General features: G+C 52.8%; 16 protein-coding genes, 1 pseudogene and 1 riboswitch. Of the genes and pseudogenes, 10 read left to right on the top strand and 7 right to left on the bottom strand.

What is annotated here, in order from left to right; translation table 11 throughout:
* Together GEI7105_RS0125625 and GEI7105_RS0125630 are read right to left on the bottom strand one after the other, a co-directional pair.
* A pseudogene (locus GEI7105_RS0125625) lies at window positions 1–177 on the bottom strand (IS701 family transposase); the annotation flags it as partial.
* A gap of 67 nt (window positions 178–244) precedes the next feature.
* Window positions 245–526, bottom strand: coding sequence for an SWIM zinc finger family protein (locus GEI7105_RS0125630; protein WP_017663225.1), 282 nt, complete (start codon window positions 524–526; stop codon window positions 245–247).
* 194 nt (window positions 527–720) lie between these two features.
* Here GEI7105_RS0125630 and GEI7105_RS32510 point away from each other — a divergent pair, with 194 nt between their 5' ends.
* Window positions 721–1,212 carry a hypothetical protein gene (locus GEI7105_RS32510; protein WP_017663226.1) on the top strand — a complete coding sequence of 164 codons (492 nt, stop codon included), beginning with the start codon at window positions 721–723 and terminating at the stop codon, window positions 1,210–1,212.
* Window positions 1,213–1,261: 49 nt separating this feature from the next.
* Here GEI7105_RS32510 and GEI7105_RS32515 read toward each other — a convergent pair whose 3' ends face one another.
* Window positions 1,262–2,956, bottom strand: a complete 1,695-nt coding sequence (locus tag GEI7105_RS32515) for an ArnT family glycosyltransferase (RefSeq protein WP_017663227.1) — start codon at window positions 2,954–2,956, stop codon at window positions 1,262–1,264.
* Between the two features lie 117 nt (window positions 2,957–3,073).
* On the opposite strand from GEI7105_RS32515, the gene GEI7105_RS0125645 reads away from it, so the two are divergent.
* Complete coding sequence (locus GEI7105_RS0125645; protein WP_017663228.1) at window positions 3,074–4,696, top strand: hypothetical protein; 1,623 nt, start codon at window positions 3,074–3,076, stop codon at window positions 4,694–4,696.
* A 140-nt stretch (window positions 4,697–4,836) separates the two neighbouring features.
* On the opposite strand, the gene hisS is transcribed toward GEI7105_RS0125645, so the two are convergent.
* The 3 genes from hisS to pedR form a co-directional block, all read right to left on the bottom strand.
* Window positions 4,837–6,105: a histidine--tRNA ligase gene (gene hisS, locus GEI7105_RS0125650; protein WP_017663229.1), complete on the bottom strand. Its 1,269-nt coding sequence runs from the start codon at window positions 6,103–6,105 to the stop codon at window positions 4,837–4,839.
* Window positions 6,106–6,153: 48 nt separating this feature from the next.
* Entirely contained in the window at window positions 6,154–6,429 is a 276-nt protein-coding gene (locus GEI7105_RS0125655) for a hypothetical protein (protein WP_017663230.1), read from the bottom strand.
* 362 nt (window positions 6,430–6,791) lie between these two features.
* Window positions 6,792–7,127, bottom strand: a complete 336-nt coding sequence (gene pedR / locus GEI7105_RS32520; protein WP_017663232.1) for a photosynthetic electron transport-dependent transcriptional regulator PedR — start codon at window positions 7,125–7,127, stop codon at window positions 6,792–6,794.
* A gap of 171 nt (window positions 7,128–7,298) precedes the next feature.
* Between pedR and GEI7105_RS0125680 the strand changes: the two genes are divergently transcribed.
* The 8 genes from GEI7105_RS0125680 (at window position 7,299) to GEI7105_RS0125715 (ending at window position 15,276) form a co-directional block, all read left to right on the top strand.
* Window positions 7,299–8,840, top strand: a complete 1,542-nt coding sequence (locus GEI7105_RS0125680; RefSeq protein ID WP_017663234.1) for a polyamine aminopropyltransferase — start codon at window positions 7,299–7,301, stop codon at window positions 8,838–8,840.
* 225 nt (window positions 8,841–9,065) lie between these two features.
* Window positions 9,066–9,662: a DUF4178 domain-containing protein gene (locus GEI7105_RS0125685; protein WP_017663235.1), complete on the top strand. Its 597-nt coding sequence runs from the start codon at window positions 9,066–9,068 to the stop codon at window positions 9,660–9,662.
* Window positions 9,663–9,954: 292 nt separating this feature from the next.
* Entirely contained in the window at window positions 9,955–10,107 is a 153-nt protein-coding gene (locus GEI7105_RS39155; RefSeq protein WP_017663236.1) for a hypothetical protein, read from the top strand.
* Between the two features lie 387 nt (window positions 10,108–10,494).
* Window positions 10,495–10,851 (top strand): DUF760 domain-containing protein, encoded by a 357-nt coding sequence (locus GEI7105_RS0125695; RefSeq protein WP_026097966.1) that lies wholly within the window; start codon window positions 10,495–10,497, stop codon window positions 10,849–10,851.
* Between the two features lie 132 nt (window positions 10,852–10,983).
* Entirely contained in the window at window positions 10,984–11,616 is a 633-nt protein-coding gene (locus GEI7105_RS32525; protein ID WP_071592160.1) for a pseudouridine synthase, read from the top strand.
* A 21-nt stretch (window positions 11,617–11,637) separates the two neighbouring features.
* Complete coding sequence (locus tag GEI7105_RS0125705; RefSeq protein WP_017663240.1) at window positions 11,638–13,305, top strand: serine/threonine phosphatase; 1,668 nt, start codon at window positions 11,638–11,640, stop codon at window positions 13,303–13,305.
* A 119-nt stretch (window positions 13,306–13,424) separates the two neighbouring features.
* Window positions 13,425–14,609 carry a transposase gene (locus tag GEI7105_RS32530; RefSeq protein ID WP_071591958.1) on the top strand — a complete coding sequence of 395 codons (1,185 nt, stop codon included), beginning with the start codon at window positions 13,425–13,427 and terminating at the stop codon, window positions 14,607–14,609.
* 88 nt (window positions 14,610–14,697) lie between these two features.
* A riboswitch (cobalamin riboswitch) is annotated at window positions 14,698–14,840 on the top strand.
* A 22-nt stretch (window positions 14,841–14,862) separates the two neighbouring features.
* A complete protein-coding gene (locus tag GEI7105_RS0125715) occupies window positions 14,863–15,276 on the top strand; it encodes a DUF1636 domain-containing protein (protein WP_017663241.1) in 414 nt (137 codons plus the stop codon).
* Window positions 15,277–15,383: 107 nt separating this feature from the next.
* Here GEI7105_RS0125715 and GEI7105_RS0125720 read toward each other — a convergent pair whose 3' ends face one another.
* Complete coding sequence (locus GEI7105_RS0125720) at window positions 15,384–16,997, bottom strand: NAD(P)H-quinone oxidoreductase subunit 4 (RefSeq protein ID WP_017663242.1); 1,614 nt, start codon at window positions 16,995–16,997, stop codon at window positions 15,384–15,386.
* Window positions 16,998–17,253 lie beyond the last annotated feature (256 nt).

Below are 17,253 nucleotides of genomic sequence, written 5' to 3' on the forward strand. Positions count from 1 at the left end.
CACTCCCACCGAGTCGTTTGCCATCTGAGTTATGTTTTTTCGCTGGCTTTCCCCGAGTAATCCTCCCAAATAGTGTCTAAACCCCTTTTTTTGTGCTTGGGTTTTGAAGTCGGGGTCGAAACGCTTGCACCACTTCTCAAAGCAGGGTGGCATAGCGGCTGGGGTGGTCTCTCTCATGGGGACACTCTCCACCTTAAATCCTTGTCAGTCAAGGGTTTTGCTTTTATTTTACCTTTTTTACCGTTTAAGTCCCGCTAGGATGTTCGGCAAAGAGGAACAACAATCCCAAAGCGTGTTTGCAGGGAACCTTGCGACTGGGGCAACTGCACCGAAACGCCGGTTCGTTCAAATCGACTTGGGTGCGATAGGGGGTTTTTCCGCGTCCGAGACATTCTCCCCACACCGCGCGATCGCTCCGCCCACAAATCTTCCACTGATGCGGTTTGGCAAGGGATTGCGCCGCTTTCTGAGATTTTTCGTCGGTGGCGAAGCTGGCAACCCGCTCGATCGTCCAACCCGATGACATTGAAAACCTGTCGATCGTATTTTCTCGATGTGTTCGAGTATAAATGCCGATCCCCCCGATCGAAACTTTAAATTTTATAAAGGAGTTTTTGAGAAAAAATCCTCAAATCGCGATGTTAGCGACCCTACAGCCCGTCTACTGCAATTTTTACAATCGGAGTCGGCAATCGCACCAACACGAAAATTCGTATTACAGTGAAAATAGGATTTCCCAAAAATGCCGATCGAGACCGCAGCCACTTTCGGCACATCGAAGCATTTAACCTCGTCTCGATCGATAGTTTGGTCGTACAGTCTATCGCGGCATCGGCTATGAGCGCTCCCACTTCTAACACTCACTCAATTACCTGTCCGATTTGTCACCATACCGATAAAATTCACGCAGGGCAACTGTTTAATGGCTTATATACTTGTCCGTCCTGCCAAACACGCCTCGTAATTTGCTGGAGCGGTCATTTCGTCCGCGATCCGTTTTCTCTCAGTCGTCTCGACTTCGGACAGATTCTACGCCGCCAGAGTCGTCCGTTTTCCCGAATCTTGCGAGATGTGGGAGCGCTCAAGTGGTTCGCCGCTCTCGGTGCCGTTGCCCTCGGCGTCACCCTGTTGTCCCTGCACGCGGGGGAGTCTTCTAATTCTGCAATTCCTGAAGTGCTGCCCTTCCCCGACTCCATCGAATCGCTGGAATAAACCCGAAAACGTTAGAAAAATTGGAATTTTTCTGGAATAAAGGACTCATCTAACTCGCCGACTCCCTCGTCTTTCCCCGATCGACAACGCGATCGGACTCGATAATTTCCGGGTGACAGAGTAAATGCCATCCTTCTGCCCAACCGCGATAGTCCGCGTTCGGGAGCGAAAGCGCCTTTAACGCCTCGATATCCAGCAACAGACAAGTTTCCTCGCTTTGATTCCACCGTTGCTGTAATTCCTCGAGGTCAGCACGGACGATGGGGCGATCGGTGTAAAAATCTAACGAGGGACGACTGTAGGGATGGGAGGTATAAATCGAACGGGCATCGGTTCCCTGACGCACCATCGCCGCCACCGGCTTGACGGGATAATCTTCGTTCAACTCCCACACCCACTGTGAGGAGGTGACGAACAGCAGCAGGGACAAATACAATCCCCACACCAAAACCAGCATCACCTGGGCGTCTCGCCGCCAAGTCAACACCGCCGCCAACGTCATGGTCGTCGCGACAGCGATCGCCGCTACGACTAGGTTCGCGTCTACGGTGGTGGCTTCAGCGAAATACTGCTGTGCGAAAACGGCACTGCCCCCCCATCCCCCCACGGCTAACAATGTGAAGGTTCCCAACCACAGTTTGGGATAGGGTTTCGGCGCTTCGTCTAACATCCCCGTCACCGCCGACTCGCGCCAAAATCGATCGATAGCCACCCCACACAGCAGAGCCAATGCTGGATACAGCGGCAACAGATACCAAGGGAGCTTCGTTCCCATGAGGGACACGGCGACGAAGTAAACGCTGCCCCAGACCAGCAGCAATTTCGACCAACTCAGGACGCGATCGCCCCACGCCAGTTTGAGGCCGTAGGGAACGATCGCCAACCAGGGAAACCCGTATTTCAGCAGTTCGCCGAGGTAATACCAGGGAGGACCGCCGTTATTTTCTACAGAAGTCCACACCCGTTCGGCGGACTGAAACAGCAAATTGCCTTCGACAAACGAGGTGCCGTACAAATGGATCTGAGCGACGTACCAGGCGGCGGCGGGAACGGTTCCCAACACGACCCCACCCCACAGCCAGGGACTCTGAAGCAAGCGGGGCGTGTCCCATCGCAGAAACGCCACCACGATCGCCCCGAGTAGTAGCCCCAACATGACCCCTTTCGTCAGACAAATGGCACCGAAAGCAAAGCCGACGCCCAGGGTGTAACGCAAATCCCGGCGCGATCGCAACACCCACCACACCAGCAACGTCCAAAAACACAAAATCGCCCCGTCCAACATCGCTAAACGTCCGTGACGCACCACCGGAAGCCAGGTGAGATACACGAACGCTGAAAACACTGCCATCGATCGCCGAGGCCACAGTTCCCGTCCGATGCCATATACCAACGGAACCGACACCGCACTCAGCACGGCACCCGGAAGTCTCGCCATCGCTTCATTGACGCCGCCGAAGTGATACGCCAGGGCGATAAAACCGTGCATTAACGGGGGTTTGTTTGTGTAGGGCGCTCCGTGCAGCGTGGGATACAGCCAGGATTGAGGATATCGCCAAATTTCGCGAGCGACTTGAGCGACGATACCTTCGTCCCAATCCCGTAACGGTACGTCGCCGAGGTGAAGGCCAAACAGGATCGAGGCGGCTAGGAGTAACGCCAATGCCCAAGCGCGATCGGTCGCGCGATCGATCGAACGAGGGGTAAAACCCCACGCCCTTTTTTGAAATTGCGGACGCATCATAGCCAGAGAAATCGAGACAAATTTGTTAACAAAGCGAAGCGATCGGGAAATTAGGCTTTACACTATGTTCAGTTTGTTCGCGTTCTCCCGAGATTCCGTTCGATCGAGGCATAACTGATGAATTTACCACTTGTTGTCGATATTGCTATTGGTATTATTTTTATCTATCTCATTTTAAGCTTATTAGCCTCAGAGATACAAGAACTGCTGACCACAGTTTTCCAATGGCGTGCCGAACATTTGCGTCAGTCGATTCAAACTTTATTAGAAGGCGGCGGAAAAACCAATCGCTATAGAGAAACAGATCGCCTTTCTGAAGAAGTCGGGAAACTGACAGAACGATTGTACTCCCATCCTTTAATTAATACGCTAAACCAAGAGGCAAAGGGTAAACTTGCAACGTTCAATCGAGATATTTTTAATAAAGTTATTAATTTCATTTATCGAGTAGCATCGTGGATTTATCAAGGACTCAATCGCTTGTTCGGACGTAAGGCGACACCTCTGACGAATCCCTTTTCCAAACAACCGAGCGCACCGTCGTACATTCCTGCCGAAGCGTTTGCATCGACGATTGTTGAAACGTTTCAAATGTCAGAAGTCGGTAAACTGGTCAGTTTGTCGCGGTTAGAAAAGTTTCAACAACGGCAAACTGCCGAAGTTCTCAAACAAATTCGCTATCTCAGCGATCCCGAATCTCGACGGTTGGCAACCGAGCGTTTGCGCCAATCTACGCGAGAATGGAATCGGGCGCGAGAGGATTTTTCTAACAGCATTACTCCGCTTTCAGCTACGATCGATCGCATGGAAAATACGTTCGGTGCGTATTTTGCGTATTGTAGCGAATTCATTCAAGAACCCGAGAACGTTAAAAACTTTTTCGTTCACGAACTGAAATTTATTAAAGACAAATATTACAGTACCACTGAAAAACCTGCGGTTCTCGCGGCCTTAAAACCCAGTTTAAACGAACTCGTGGAACTGGTTCGCGAAAAACCTAGACTCTATCAAGAACTCGAAAACGCCGTTCGCGACAAAGACAGCCCCGCCTATCAGAAGTTCGCACAAATTATCGAGAGTTTACCCGATCTGCCCGAACCCGTCCAACGCAGTCTCAACGCCCTCACTTCCCGCATTAAAACGACGAAAAATAATGTCGAAGAGGAAGTTCAAGACTTACAGGCAGAAATCGAACGCTGGTTCGATAATTCGATGGCTCGGGCTAAAGGGGTTTATCGTCGTAACGCCAGAGGAATCGCGATCGCCATCGGTTTTCTGGTGGCCATCACCACCAACGCCGATACGTTGTTTATGGTCGACCATCTCTCAAAAAATTCCACGTTGCGAGAAACCGTCAACGAATACGCCAAAACGCAAGCCGAACGACAACCCAGTCCAGACGCTCTGAAAAATAACGTCCGCGACGCCCTCAACGATCTCTCGCTCCCCCTCGGATGGTCTGAAAATATCCAACAACAACAAATTCCCCCCGAAAAAGCGACGATGGTAGCAATTCCCCGGACTAACCGCAGCATCCCCAACCCGATGCCCTATCTGCGTCGGGCTTTTGGATGGTTCATCAGTGGCGTTGCGATTTCGATGGGATCGGCCTTCTGGTACGACTTGCTCAAGAAAGTGATTAACGTCAAGAATACTGGCGACCAAAGCAGCAGCGACGTACAAGTCCAGCGATCGCGCGATCGCCGCACCTTGGAAATTCAGGATTTCCGTAACGACTGATTGACAGCCACCTTTTACAGTGAACAGTCAACAGTGAGAACAGTTAACAGTGAGCAGTTTCTCCCCTTCTCCCCTTCTCCCCCTCTCCCCTTCTCCCCCTCTCCCCTTCTCCCCCTCTCCCCCTCTCCCCCTCTCGACCTCTAACGCAACTTCTCCCGTAACTCGTCAGCTTTCGCCAGCAAATCCGATCGCGTCCAGGTTTCTTGTTCTCCCGTTTTCAACCATTTGAGGTTGACGGTTCCCGCTTCAGCTTCCGCGTCGCCGAGAACCAAACAGGCCGCTGCACCGCTGCGATCGGCTCGTTTGAACTGTTTCCCAAAGGCACTTCCGCTCAAGTCCATTTCGACGCTGAATCCCGTTCGGCGTAACTGTTGAGCGAGCAGTACAGCCGTCGATTCGGCGCGATCGCCACGAGACACGAGATAAAAATCGAGGGCGCGATCGCTCGTTTTCCCGAGCTGCTGCAACAGGTAAATCAACCGCTCCAATCCGATCGCCCAACCCACCGCTGCTGTAGGTTTTCCGCCGAGTTGTTCGACTAAACCGTCGTAACGGCCGCCGCCACAGACGGTCGCCTGAGAGCCGAGATCGTCGGATTGGATTTCAAAGGCGGTGTGAGTGTAGTAATCGAGTCCCCGTACCAAAGTCGGCGTCAGTTCGTAAGCAATTCCCAACTGTGAAAGTAACGCGCACACGCGATCGAAGTGCCGTTTCGAGTCGTCGCTGAGATAGTCGAGGATACTGGGGGCGTTTTTCGCGATCTCGCCGGTTTTCGGGTCTTTACTGTCGAGAATTCGCAGGGGATTGCGCGTCAGACGGTCTTGAGAGTCTTTATCGAGATCGTCTTTGTAGGGAGTAAAGTACTCCACTAACGCTTGACGGTACGTTTCGCGATCGTCGCCCCGTCCGACGGAGTTAATCGCCAAATGCAGGTTTTTCAGCCCCAGGGTTTTGAAAATATCCGTGGCGATCGCGATGACTTCAGCGTCGGCTCGAGGATCGTCAGTTCCCAACACCTCGACGCCGATTTGGTGAAACTGACGCTGGCGTCCAGCTTGAGGACGCTCGTAGCGGAACATCGGCCCCAAATACCAAAGACGCTGAACGCCTCCAGCGGCGTAGAGGTTATGTTCGATGTAAGAGCGAACCACTCCAGCGGTTCCCTCGGGACGCAGGGTAATCGAGCGATCGCCACGATCGACGAAAGTATACATTTCTTTTCCTACCACGTCCGTCGCTTCCCCAATTCCCCGCTCGAACAGTTCCGTTTGCTCGAAAATGGGCGTCCGAATTTCGCGATAGGCGGCTTGTTGGAGAATCTCTCTCGCCGTCTCTTCAACAGTTTGCCAGTCAGTGGATTCCTCGGGAAGAATATCCCGCGTTCCGCGAATTGCTTGCAGTTTAGACATCGATCGACCGTAACTCTAAAAATTTCGTTAAATCTCGACAACCCATCTTTAAGATTCGACTTCGATGGCCTGCCAAGGCCCGAAGCGATCGCCATAATAGGCTAACACCCGTTCGAGGGTCGATCGACAGGTAGCGTCGGCCTCTGTCGCCGTTTCGATCCACAATCCGCCGATTTGACTGCGATAGTAATCGAAATCCGTCGCCGTTTGCGGTAACAACCCCGCATCGACCCCGTCGATTTGCCGTAAATGGGCGACGACTTCGCGATAAACGGTCAGGGGCAACGTGGAAATAGAAAAATACTGACGAGAGCGATCGGTCATGACATCCTATCCTTTAACACGAATTTTGCGATCTCAAAAAATTCACGATTTCACCCTTCGCGATCGAGGGGATTTCGCGGTGACACGGTCTGCTACAATTTGACGTTACACCCAAACCTCAAACTTGCAGACAAACGACAATCTCAGCAGGATATAAATTTTTATACCCTGTTTTTCCGATTTATTTCAATTCAACAATATTCGTCAAGGGTAGCACTCAAAAAAGAGACGCCCCGAAACCTGAAAAAGATCGCTCAAATTCTAGATCGACGCCTTGGACGAGAATCAAATTTGAGATCGAGGGGCTTCGATGCGACGAGACACCCGAGGTTTAAATCGAATAAATCGAACGAATAACACCCTTAAGAGGCCACTTCCGGTTCGACACTATCGACCGGTTCTCCAACCTGTTCGAGCGGACGGTTCGAGTGAGAAGCAAAACTCGGTTGAGGGAGCGTGCAGCAATTCACATCGTCTAAACAGACTTTGCCCCAACGCAATGCCCATCTGACCAAAGCTACTCGATTCTCCGTTTCCGTTTTACTCAAAATATTACTAATATGGTTATCGACGGTGCGTTTGCTAATCTCTAAACTATCGGCAACTTCTTGATTGGTTAATCCCGAAGCAACCAATTCGATAACCTGTAACTCTCGATCTGACAAGAGCGGTAGGGCGTGGGATTCAGTTCCGGACATAACCTTTACTTATCCGTGTATATCTACTTATTACCATTTTAGGCAATTTTGCGCGAAAACTCACGCCGAAACGGGGTTTTAAACTCTAGAAATCTCTCGTTCGAACAAACGATCGCTCGCGTTGAGGGCGAGGGGGTACGAAAAATCGCGCAGACTCAAATCTAAAACATGATGCAATTGTGGACATTGACTCGACGACAGCGGAACGTTCTCCTCGCAGCGGCCGCCGTGTCCTCCGCCTGCGGGCTGGCGATCGAGTTGTTACTCGGAACCCTCGCCAGCTACCTGGTGGGAAATCAAGCCCTTTCGTTTGGCGTCGCGGTGGGAGGATTTCTCGCCGCGATGGGGTTGGGGTCTTATCTGAGTCAGTTCGTCGCCGTGGAGGACACGCCGGGAAAACCCCTGAAGACCCAACTCCTCGAACGGTTCGTTCAAGTGGAACTGGCCATCGCTCCCGCTTCGGCGTTTCTACCGTTATTGCTGTTCGTCCTCTTCGTTGTCAACCGTTCTCTGTGGTTGGGACTGATTCTCGTCACGGTGATTTTGGGAATTTTGGCGGGGTTGGAAGTTCCCCTGCTGACGCGGATGATGGAGAGCGATCGCGGCGTGAAAGACGCTCTGGCTGGAGTGTTAGCTTTAGATTACGCCGGGGCGTTGGTGGGGTCGCTGGCGTTTCCCGTATTGCTGCTTCCGATATTCGGACTGTTTCCCACCGCCGCGATTCTCGGGTCGTTTCCGGCGTTGATGGTGTTTCTCATCGGGCGATCGTTCCCTGAAATGAAACGTTGGGGACTCGTCGGACTCGCGACTTGCGCGGCTTTGTGGGCGATCGCCCCGCTAACCGTTCCCCTCGGCGATCGCCTCGAAAGTCGATTGTACGATGCTCCCGTCGTGGCTCGCGTTCAAACTCAATACCAACGCATCGTCCTCACCCGCTGGAATCGCGACGTGAGACTCTATCTCGACGGCGAACTTCAGTTTTCGACGGTAGATGAATACCGCTATCACGAAGCCCTCGTTCACCCAGCCATGAGTGCGAGTGGAACCCCCCGACGGGTGTTAGTCATGGGGGCCGGAGACGGGTTAGCCTTGCGGGAAGTGTTGAAATGGGACGCCGTCGAGAAAGTGGTGTTACTCGAACTCGATCCCAAAGTGGTCAAACTGGCCAGCCAACATCCCTTTTTAGCGCGATCGAACGAGAATTCCTTTTCCGACCCTCGCGTTGAAGTCCGTTACGGCGACGCCTTTTCCGTCGCCCCCAGCTTGTCGGAAACCTTCGACGTTATCGTCGCCGACTTTCCCGATCCCGATCGCGAGGCGATCGCCAAACTGTACTCTCATGGATTTTACCTGAGACTGCGATCGCGCCTGACTCCCAACGGCGTCCTCGTCACCCAAGCCTCGAGTCCCTTCTTCGCCACCAAAGCCTTCGCCTGTATCGCCGCCACCCTCAACGCAGCGGGCTTCTCCTCCCATCCCTACACCATCGACGTACCCAGTTTCGGACCTTGGGGATTCGTCCTCGCCACCCAAACCGAATTCGATCCCGCAACACTCCGCCTTCCCATCGCGACTCGCTTTCTGACTCCCGACATCCTACCGGGGTTGTTCCACCTTCCCGCCGACATTTCCCTAGACAACGTTGAAATTAACCGACTCGTCCATCCTAAAATCGTTCAATATCAAACTGAAGGACGCTGGCAAATGTATTAATCGATCGTTGATAGGGAACGGGGAACGGGGAACAGTCACCAGTCACCAGTCACCAGTCACCAGTGAAGACAGTTAACAGATAACAGTTTCTCCCCCTCTCCCCCTCTCCCTTTCTCCCCCTCTCCCCCTCTCCCTTTCTCCCCCTCTCCCCCTCTCCCTTTCTCCCCCTCTCCCCCTCTCCCTTTCTCCCCCTCTCCCCCTCTCCCTTTCTCCCTCTAAAACACTATGGTTTTTCTCTTCTGGATTGCTGTTATCGTCGTGGTTGGTGTAGCGATTTACTTCGTGACCAATCAGAAACGCCTCGCCTCTCAACGTCCCGTCGTGGAAGAACTTCCACCGCTGAATCGAACCCTATTTACGTTGCAAATCGGCGATATCGTTCAGTTTGAAGATCGCGATTGGGTGGTGGAGGGAAAACTGACTTACGATGACGACGGCTTTGTTTGGTTGGAATATATGGTTCAAGACGGCGATGACATTCGCTGGCTTTCGGTCTCCGAAGACGACACCATCGAGGTGTCTTGGTTGGAATCGATCGCGGACGACCTCGAAATTTCGGGGAAACCGCCGAAAACCCTCGAATACGGCGGCGAAACGTTTACTCGTGTGGAATCGGGAAAAGCGAATATGAGTCGCATGGGGACGATTCAGAAGCGTAAAGCCGAATCCTGTCGGTACTACGATTACGAAGGCGACGGCGATCGCGTCTTGTCTGTTGAGAATTGGGACGGCGATATTGAAGTGAGCGTCGGTTACAGTATTCGTCCTTCGCAACTGTCGTTACTTCCCGGTGGCGGTGGAAGTGTTTATCGCTCGATGTGAGACTTGCTGCGAGGTCGCTGGCTCCACTCCCTCGTGTTCGATCGCCGTTCTTCACGATCGCCGTTCTTCTCGATTACTGGAGGGCGATCGCTGCTATTTTCAGTCGCGGAAACAAAAAGTCGCACCCCAAGTCTCAACAAATTATTTTACTCAGTATTTATACTTATGTTTTTAGAAAACTACATGAATTTTTAAGAAGAAAAATTAAGATTGATTTGAATAGTGGTATTTCTCCGTAAAAATGACTAGGTTAAAACAAAATAAGTATAGCAGATTTTACGGAGATCGGACGATGAAACCGATGATTTGGCATCCAGAACCGGAAGACCAACAAGTCAACCACTACCTTAAAAACGTCAACCACGCCCCTTACTTCACTATTGCAGCCGTTGTAGCCGTTGCATTTTGTCTCGTAACGTTTGCGATCGTAATGGGTGCTATTTAAATTGATTTCAATCGAATTGTTGCCATCAAACCTCGAGAAGCCAACCTCAGATATAAGAGAGTTGGCTGTTTTTTGAGATAACTATTTTTTTAAATAAATTTATAATTTAACAACACGGCGATCGAAAATTAAAGATATTAATATTTAGAAACGTCACAGTGTTTTAACTTCACCTAGGATTGTCGAAGTAATAAGCAAAAAAAGACGATTCACTCGATGGAAAATCGATCTAAAAAACGAAACAGATCGATCCAAAACCACAAAGATTTCGACGGTAACGAAGACAGAACTCAGCCATCCAATTTTCGATCGCAGGGGAAAGTGTGGCAAACTAGCGATAGAGGACGAAAGTAGCGAGGCAGCAGTCTCGGCTGCGAGGAGGTCATCTTGACAAACCCATTCGATCGCAACCCCAATTCCGAATTTATCGATAGCGATGACGAATCGCAAAACCTGCTGTGGGAGTACGTCCGATCGCTCGAGCCAGAAGTGGTGTCGCATCTATCCAAACCCGGCTCGACTGAAGTTGTTCGAGTCATGGAACGAAACATTGTCGGCTTGCTCGGAAGCCTACCTCCCGAACACTTTGGCGTCAGCGTCACGACGAGTCGCGAAAATCTGGGACGGCTGCTAGCCTCGGCGATGATTAGCGGTTACTTTCTACGCAATGTCGAACAACGTCTCAATTTCGAGCAGTCTGTTCGTCGATCGCCATCACCCCGTTCGGAAGACACAGAGGATTGACCGTTCCGCAGAGCGAAGACCCGTTTGGCGTCTTCCCCCACCCACGAACGCCGACACCTCAAAGCAAACGAACTCAGCATCACTTTCGTCGCGACGCGCGACTGTCTTCTTTCTAATTCGAGATCCCCTCTCTTGTATCGATATCTTCTGTTTTACAAACCTTACGACGTGCTGTGTCAGTTTACCGATAACAGCGACGCCCCTCGGCGTACCCTCAAAGAGTACATCGACGTTCCATCGGTGTACCCCGTCGGGCGACTCGATCGCGATAGCGAAGGTCTGTTGCTGCTGACTGACGACGGATCGCTCAAGCACCGACTCCTCGATCCGAAATTTGGTAAGAGCCGCGCGTACTGGGTACAAGTCGAACGGGTTCCCGACGAAGCCAGCTTACAGCGCCTGCGCGACGGCGTCACGATCCGTCAGTACCGCACGCGACCCGCCCGCGTTCGACGGTTGGCGATCGCCCCCGACTTACCGCCGAGACATCCCCCGATTCGCTTCCGTAAAAACGTTCCTACCTGCTGGCTGGAAATGAGCCTCACAGAAGGGCGAAACCGCCAAGTCCGACGCATGACCGCCGCTGTGGGACATCCGACGTTACGCTTGGTGCGCGTCGCCGTCGAAAACCTAACGCTAGACGCTCTGCAACCGGGACAGTGGCGAGATCTCAGTCTCGCTGAAGTCAGCCAACTCCAAAAGCGGTGTGGGTTGTCCGCCGTCGCGTCCCGTTCGGGCGATCGAAATCGCGCACGATATAATTAATAGCTTTCGATCGCCGTCGCCATGTTGGTTTGCCCCCACTGTCACACCCTCAATCCCGAAGGTCGCCAATATTGCTCGCAATGTGGGGCGTCGATTCCCTCACACAAACCGGTTTGGTTCGCCGCCATCGTCTCGACGAAGTTTACCGCCTCGACCCTTCCTCCCTATCTCGATCCCAAACAACGCTATCGTTTCTTCGATCTGGGAAAACTCAACGAGTACGGCGACATCGAAACTCGCGCCTACGACCTCCAACCCCAGCTCCCCCCTTATTTCAACTCTAGCGTCAGTTCTTACAGCGCGGACAGTCACGTTCCTAAGTTGGCGCGGCCGTACTGCGATCCCCGCTGTCAGGCGAATTCCGCCTTTCCGCGACTTCACGATACCTGGGAAGGCGACGACTATACAGTCGTTCTGCTCGAAGACCGCTCGCATCTGTCCCGTCCCCTCGATTGTTGGCGAACGGTTTCGCCGCTGCAACGCCTTTATTGGATGTATCAAATGCTCGATTTGTGGTCGATTTTAACGGCGATCTCTTGTCGAAATAGTTTGACACAACTGCACAACCTCCACCTCGACAGCGATCGCGCTATCTGTCTGCAACGACTGTATGCAGACCCGAGCGATCGCCCCCCGACGCTAAAAACCCTCGGGAAAACCTGGACGACCCTATTTCAGCCTCTGTCCGAACCGCCGCCGCCAGATTTAGGGGAATTCTTGCAACAGGTAGAGCGAGGAGTCCTCGCCGATTCCGACGCGATCGGCGATCGCCTCGACCGCCTCATCGACGCTCTCGAACGAGACGAGACCGAACCTACCGCCTGGGAGGACTTGGAGATCGTAGAGGAAGACGACGCAACCCTCACCGTTCCCATTCCCCCCGTCGTCTATCTCGCTCACGGTGGAAAAACCGACATCGGACGCCATCGTCCCCGCAACGAAGATACGTTCGCGATCTGGATACAGCGAGATTGGCGAGAAACCCCTGCCGATCGCACGCTAACCTCGCGTGGGTTGTACGTTCTGTGCGATGGGATGGGCGGCCATGACGGCGGCGACGTTGCCAGCGCGATCGCTTCGGAAACCGTTATCGAGACCCTATCCCGTCAGTGGAACGACGGACTCCCTAGCGAAACTGCTATTCGAGATGCCATCGATCGCGCCAACCAAGCCATCTACGACCTCAACGACGAACAAAGCCGTCATGGAAGCGGACGCATGGGAACGACTCTCGTGATGCTCCTCGTCGATGGCGATCGCGCCGCCGTCGCCCACGTGGGAGACTCTCGCCTCTACCGCCTCACCGTTCGGGGGGGACTGCAACTACTCACCACCGACCACGAGGTCGGACAGCAAGCCATTCGACAAGGGATCGACCCAGCAGACGCCTACAGCCGTCCAGAAGCTTACCAACTGACCCAAGCCCTCGGTCCGCGAGATAACGCCGCCGTGCGCCCGGACGTGCGTTTCTTGAACCTGTCGGAAAATACGTTATTTTTGTTAGCCTCTGACGGCTTGACCGATAACAACCTCGTCGAAGCCCATTGGGAAACGCACCTAAAACCGTTTCTGAGAGAACCCAGCAACCTCGACGCGGCCGCAGAAAAACTCATCGACCTAGCCAACGACCGCAACGGACGCGATAACATCACTGCTGTTTTAGTTCGCGTCAGCCTGCGATCGCCGTGAGGAGAGGGGGAGAGGGGGAGAGGGGAAGAGGGGGAGAGGGGGAGCTGACAAGGCTATGATTGTAAGAGAGAGAGAAAGAGCCGACAAAGAGAAAGCCGTAGACTCGTTTAGGAGAAGCCATGAAATACAACTCAGCTTACCTCAAACAGTGGTCGCAAGAAGTCAGTCGTCATTTTCCGAATCTTTCCTTGCCACAAGTATCAGGGCTAGCCACCTGGAGCTTTGGCATGATGATGAGTCGCTCTTCAAGTCTGACTCAAGTGTCAGAGTGTATTGCCCAAGTCAACGGGGAAAAATTCACCAACGTACGTCAAAGACTACAACAGTGGTACAAAGAAAAACGCCAAGCTTACGGTCGTAAATATGCTGAGCTAGATGTAGCCAGTTGTTTCGCGCCGCTGCTGAAGTGGGTCTTAGAGCTATTAGGAGAGAGCGACGACCTGTTCCTGGCCTTAGATGCGACCCATATCGGTCAAAAATTTATCGTCTTGTCACTCAACGTACTCTATCGCGGCAGTGGCATTCCCGTGGCCTGGAAAATCGTGAAAGCTTCCCAGAAACACCCCTGGAAGCCCCTGTGGCAAGACTTGCTCCGTCGCTTGAGCGGAGTGGTTCCCGAGTCGGTCAGGGTTTGGGTTTTGGCCGATCGAGGACTCTATGCTTGTTGGCTGTATGAGGAAATTGTGGCTCTGGGATGGCATCCTTTGTTACGTATTAACTCACAAGGCTATTACCAAGTGCGCTCGGGGGAAACTCTCGCCGACTGGCAACCTCTCGAGCAAGTGGTTCGAGTTGGTGAGAGTTTTAGTCAACCGGTACGCTGCTTTCGCCAAAATCCTCTCGATTGTACCCTGTTAGCCCGATGGGACGAGGATTACAAAGACCCTTGGCTGTTGCTGAGTGACGCCTCACCTCAATCGGCTTCGGCTGCCTTTTATGGCTTTCGCTCTTGGACTGAAGCGGCTTATCGCGATCTCAAGAGTGATGGCTTTAATTGGCAACGCACCCGTTTGACTCATCCTCACCGGGCTGAGTGTCTTTGGCTGGCCATGTCTGTGGCTTTACTTTGGCTCATCACCGAAGGGGCTTGTCGGGAAGACTCCCAAAAGCCTTCGACTTCCCCTCGGACTGACTCTGACTCGACCGGTCTGGCCGCCGCGACCCTCAGACCGAGAACTCTTTCTTGTTGGCGCCTTGGCTGTATCTCTTTTGTCGTCCGCCTCTTTCAAGGACTTCCCTTGAGTTGGGGACGCCACCGTACTTCTCCCTATCCTGGGGCTTCTTTGGCTTTCGATACCTCCTAAGTAAAAGTCATAGCCTTATCAGGAGAGGGGAAGAGGGGAAGAGGGGGACAAGGGGACAAGGGGAATAAGGGCGTGGAAACTGTGTGATAGGATCGACGGATCGAGCGGTTTTGGCGGGGAACAGCCGTCAAACGCAAGGGGGAAAGTTCGGTGAAAGTCCGACGCTGTCCCGCAACTGTGTTGAGGTCTAAACCTCTGAGTCAGGATGCCCGCCGCTTGCAATCGACATAAACATCACATCTGCGAGGTACAGATGACGGATTTTTCGACAGCAGATCCGACGCTGTTCGTTTGCACGACCTGCGGTATCGCTTGGGAAGACGGCCGGCGCATCGGAAAAAGCGGCGGTGAAAAACTCCTCGAACGGTTGCGAGCGATCGCCGACAGTTCTCCGTTAAAAGACCGATTGTCCTTGTGTCCCGTCGAATGTATGGACGCTTGCGATCGCGGTTGTACGGTATCTCTTTCGGCTTCGGGAAAATACACCTATCTCTTCGGCGACTTAACCACCGACGACAGCGGACTCGACAGCATTTCCGCTTCCGTCTTGGAATTCGTCGATCGCTATTGCGAGTCTCCCGAAGGCTTGTTGCGTTGGTCGGAACGTCCCAAACTCCTCAAAAAACGGATTATTGCCAAAATTCCGCCCGTCGCCCCACAGGGCTGATTCGACAAAAGGGCGACGGGCGATCGTCCACTAAAAAATGCCTCCCTCAAGACCGAGAGAGGCAATTCTTTCATCGAGAGAAAGATTTAAAAACCGAGATCCGCGAGTTACGCGCCTTTCCCTAAGTCGGTGACACTCAACAACCCTTGAGAGTTGGCCGTTTCTGGAGCGAACAAACCACCCGAGAACAATTGGTTCTGTTGGCGTCGCTGTGCGAAGACCGGTAAAGCATTTCGGACTTCAGCGGCGACTTCAGTGGTTTTGACATCGTAAGTTTGCGTGGCGATTTTCGGATAGAAGCCAATTCCGATAATCGGCAGCAACAAACAAGCGGTGATGGCGATTTCCCGAGGTTTGGCGTCTAACCAAGAATCGACTTCGATTCCCGTTTCGCTACCGTAAAACACGCGGCGCAGCATCGAGAGCAAGTAAATCGGCGTTGCGATCAAGCCTACGGCTGACAGCAGTACCACCACCAATTTGAACGTGTTGCTGTAAGCGTCGCTCGAGGAGATACCGATAAATACCGTCAGTTCGCCGATGAAACCGCTCATACCGGGCAGTGCCAGCGAGGCCATCGCGCCAGCCGTGAACAGAGCAAAGGTTTTCGGCATCGTTTTCGCTAAACCACCCATTTTCTCCATCGAAAGCGTGTGCGTGCGTTCGTAGGTGACACCGGCGAGGAAGAAGAGCATCGCCGCAATGAGTCCGTGAGACAACATTTGCAGCACAGCCCCGTTCATCCCCACGTCCGTAAAGGACGCGATACCGATGAGGACGAAGCCCATGTGAGAAATGGAGGAATAGGCGAGGCGACGCTTGAGGTTGTCTTGGGCAAAGGCTGTCAGCGCCCCGTAGACGATGTTGACGACACCTAACACGACTAAGGCCGGGGCGAAGTAGATGTGGGCGTCGGGCAACATTTCCACGTTGAGACGGATGAGTGCGTAGCCGCCCATTTTCAGCAGGACGCCAGCCAGAATCATGGAGACGGGAGCGGACGCTTCGCCGTGGGTATCGGGAAGCCAGGTGTGCAGGGGAAAGATGGGAAGTTTGACGCCGAAAGCGATCAGCAGCCCCGTATAGGTGAAGATTTGGAAGGCGATGGGGAAGTGCTTGGCCCCCAGTTCTGCCATGTCGAAGGTAACGGTGTCGCCGTAGAAGGCCATGGCTAGCGCGGCGACGAGGATAAAGATAGAAGCTAGTGCGGTATAGAGAATAAATTTGGTAGCTGCGTACAGACGCTTGGCGCCGCCCCAAATGGAGACGAGGAGGTACACCGGAACGAGTTCGACTTCCCACATGAGGAAGAACAGTAACGTATCTCGTGCGGCGAACACTCCGATTTGAGCGCTCAGCAAGACGAGCATTAAACTATAGAAAAGACGAGGTTTACGATCGACGTTCCAAGCTGCGGCGATCGCCAAGACGTTTACGAGTCCGGTGAGAACGATCAGGGGAACGGAGAGTCCGTCTACTGCCAGCGACCAGTTCAAACCGAGTTGGGGAATCCAAGATACTCGCTCGACAAGCTGGAAACTCGGGTCGCCAAAGTCGTAAAATCGTCCGAAAGCATAGAGCATTAGGGCGAAATCGACGAGTCCCACGCCCAAGGTGTACCAACGTAGCGTTTTACCACCTTTATCTGGCAAAATCGGGACGGCTGCAACCGCCACGAGGGGCAGGAGGAGGATGGCGGTGAGCCAAGGAAACTGTGTCATCGATCTAAAGTGAGCATATATACTTATGTCTTGAACTCCATTGTATGGACTCTTATGAAGTTATGCAAACTTTTTTTTCAATATATTAAAACATTATACAGAAAATAAAATTTTCTTATTGCGGGAAGGCGAACGAGTACCGCAGGAGAAAGCACTTCGAGCGCTCTCCTGAAAATGTCACTTGCATCTGACACCCGTATAAATACGGGACCCTATCGTTGTCGATACCAGATTTACTGTGTAAGCTCGTAAAGAA

The sequence above is a fragment of the Baaleninema simplex PCC 7105 genome (genome assembly GCF_000332355.1).
GTDB lineage: Bacteria > Cyanobacteriota > Cyanobacteriia > Cyanobacteriales > Geitlerinemataceae > Baaleninema > Baaleninema simplex.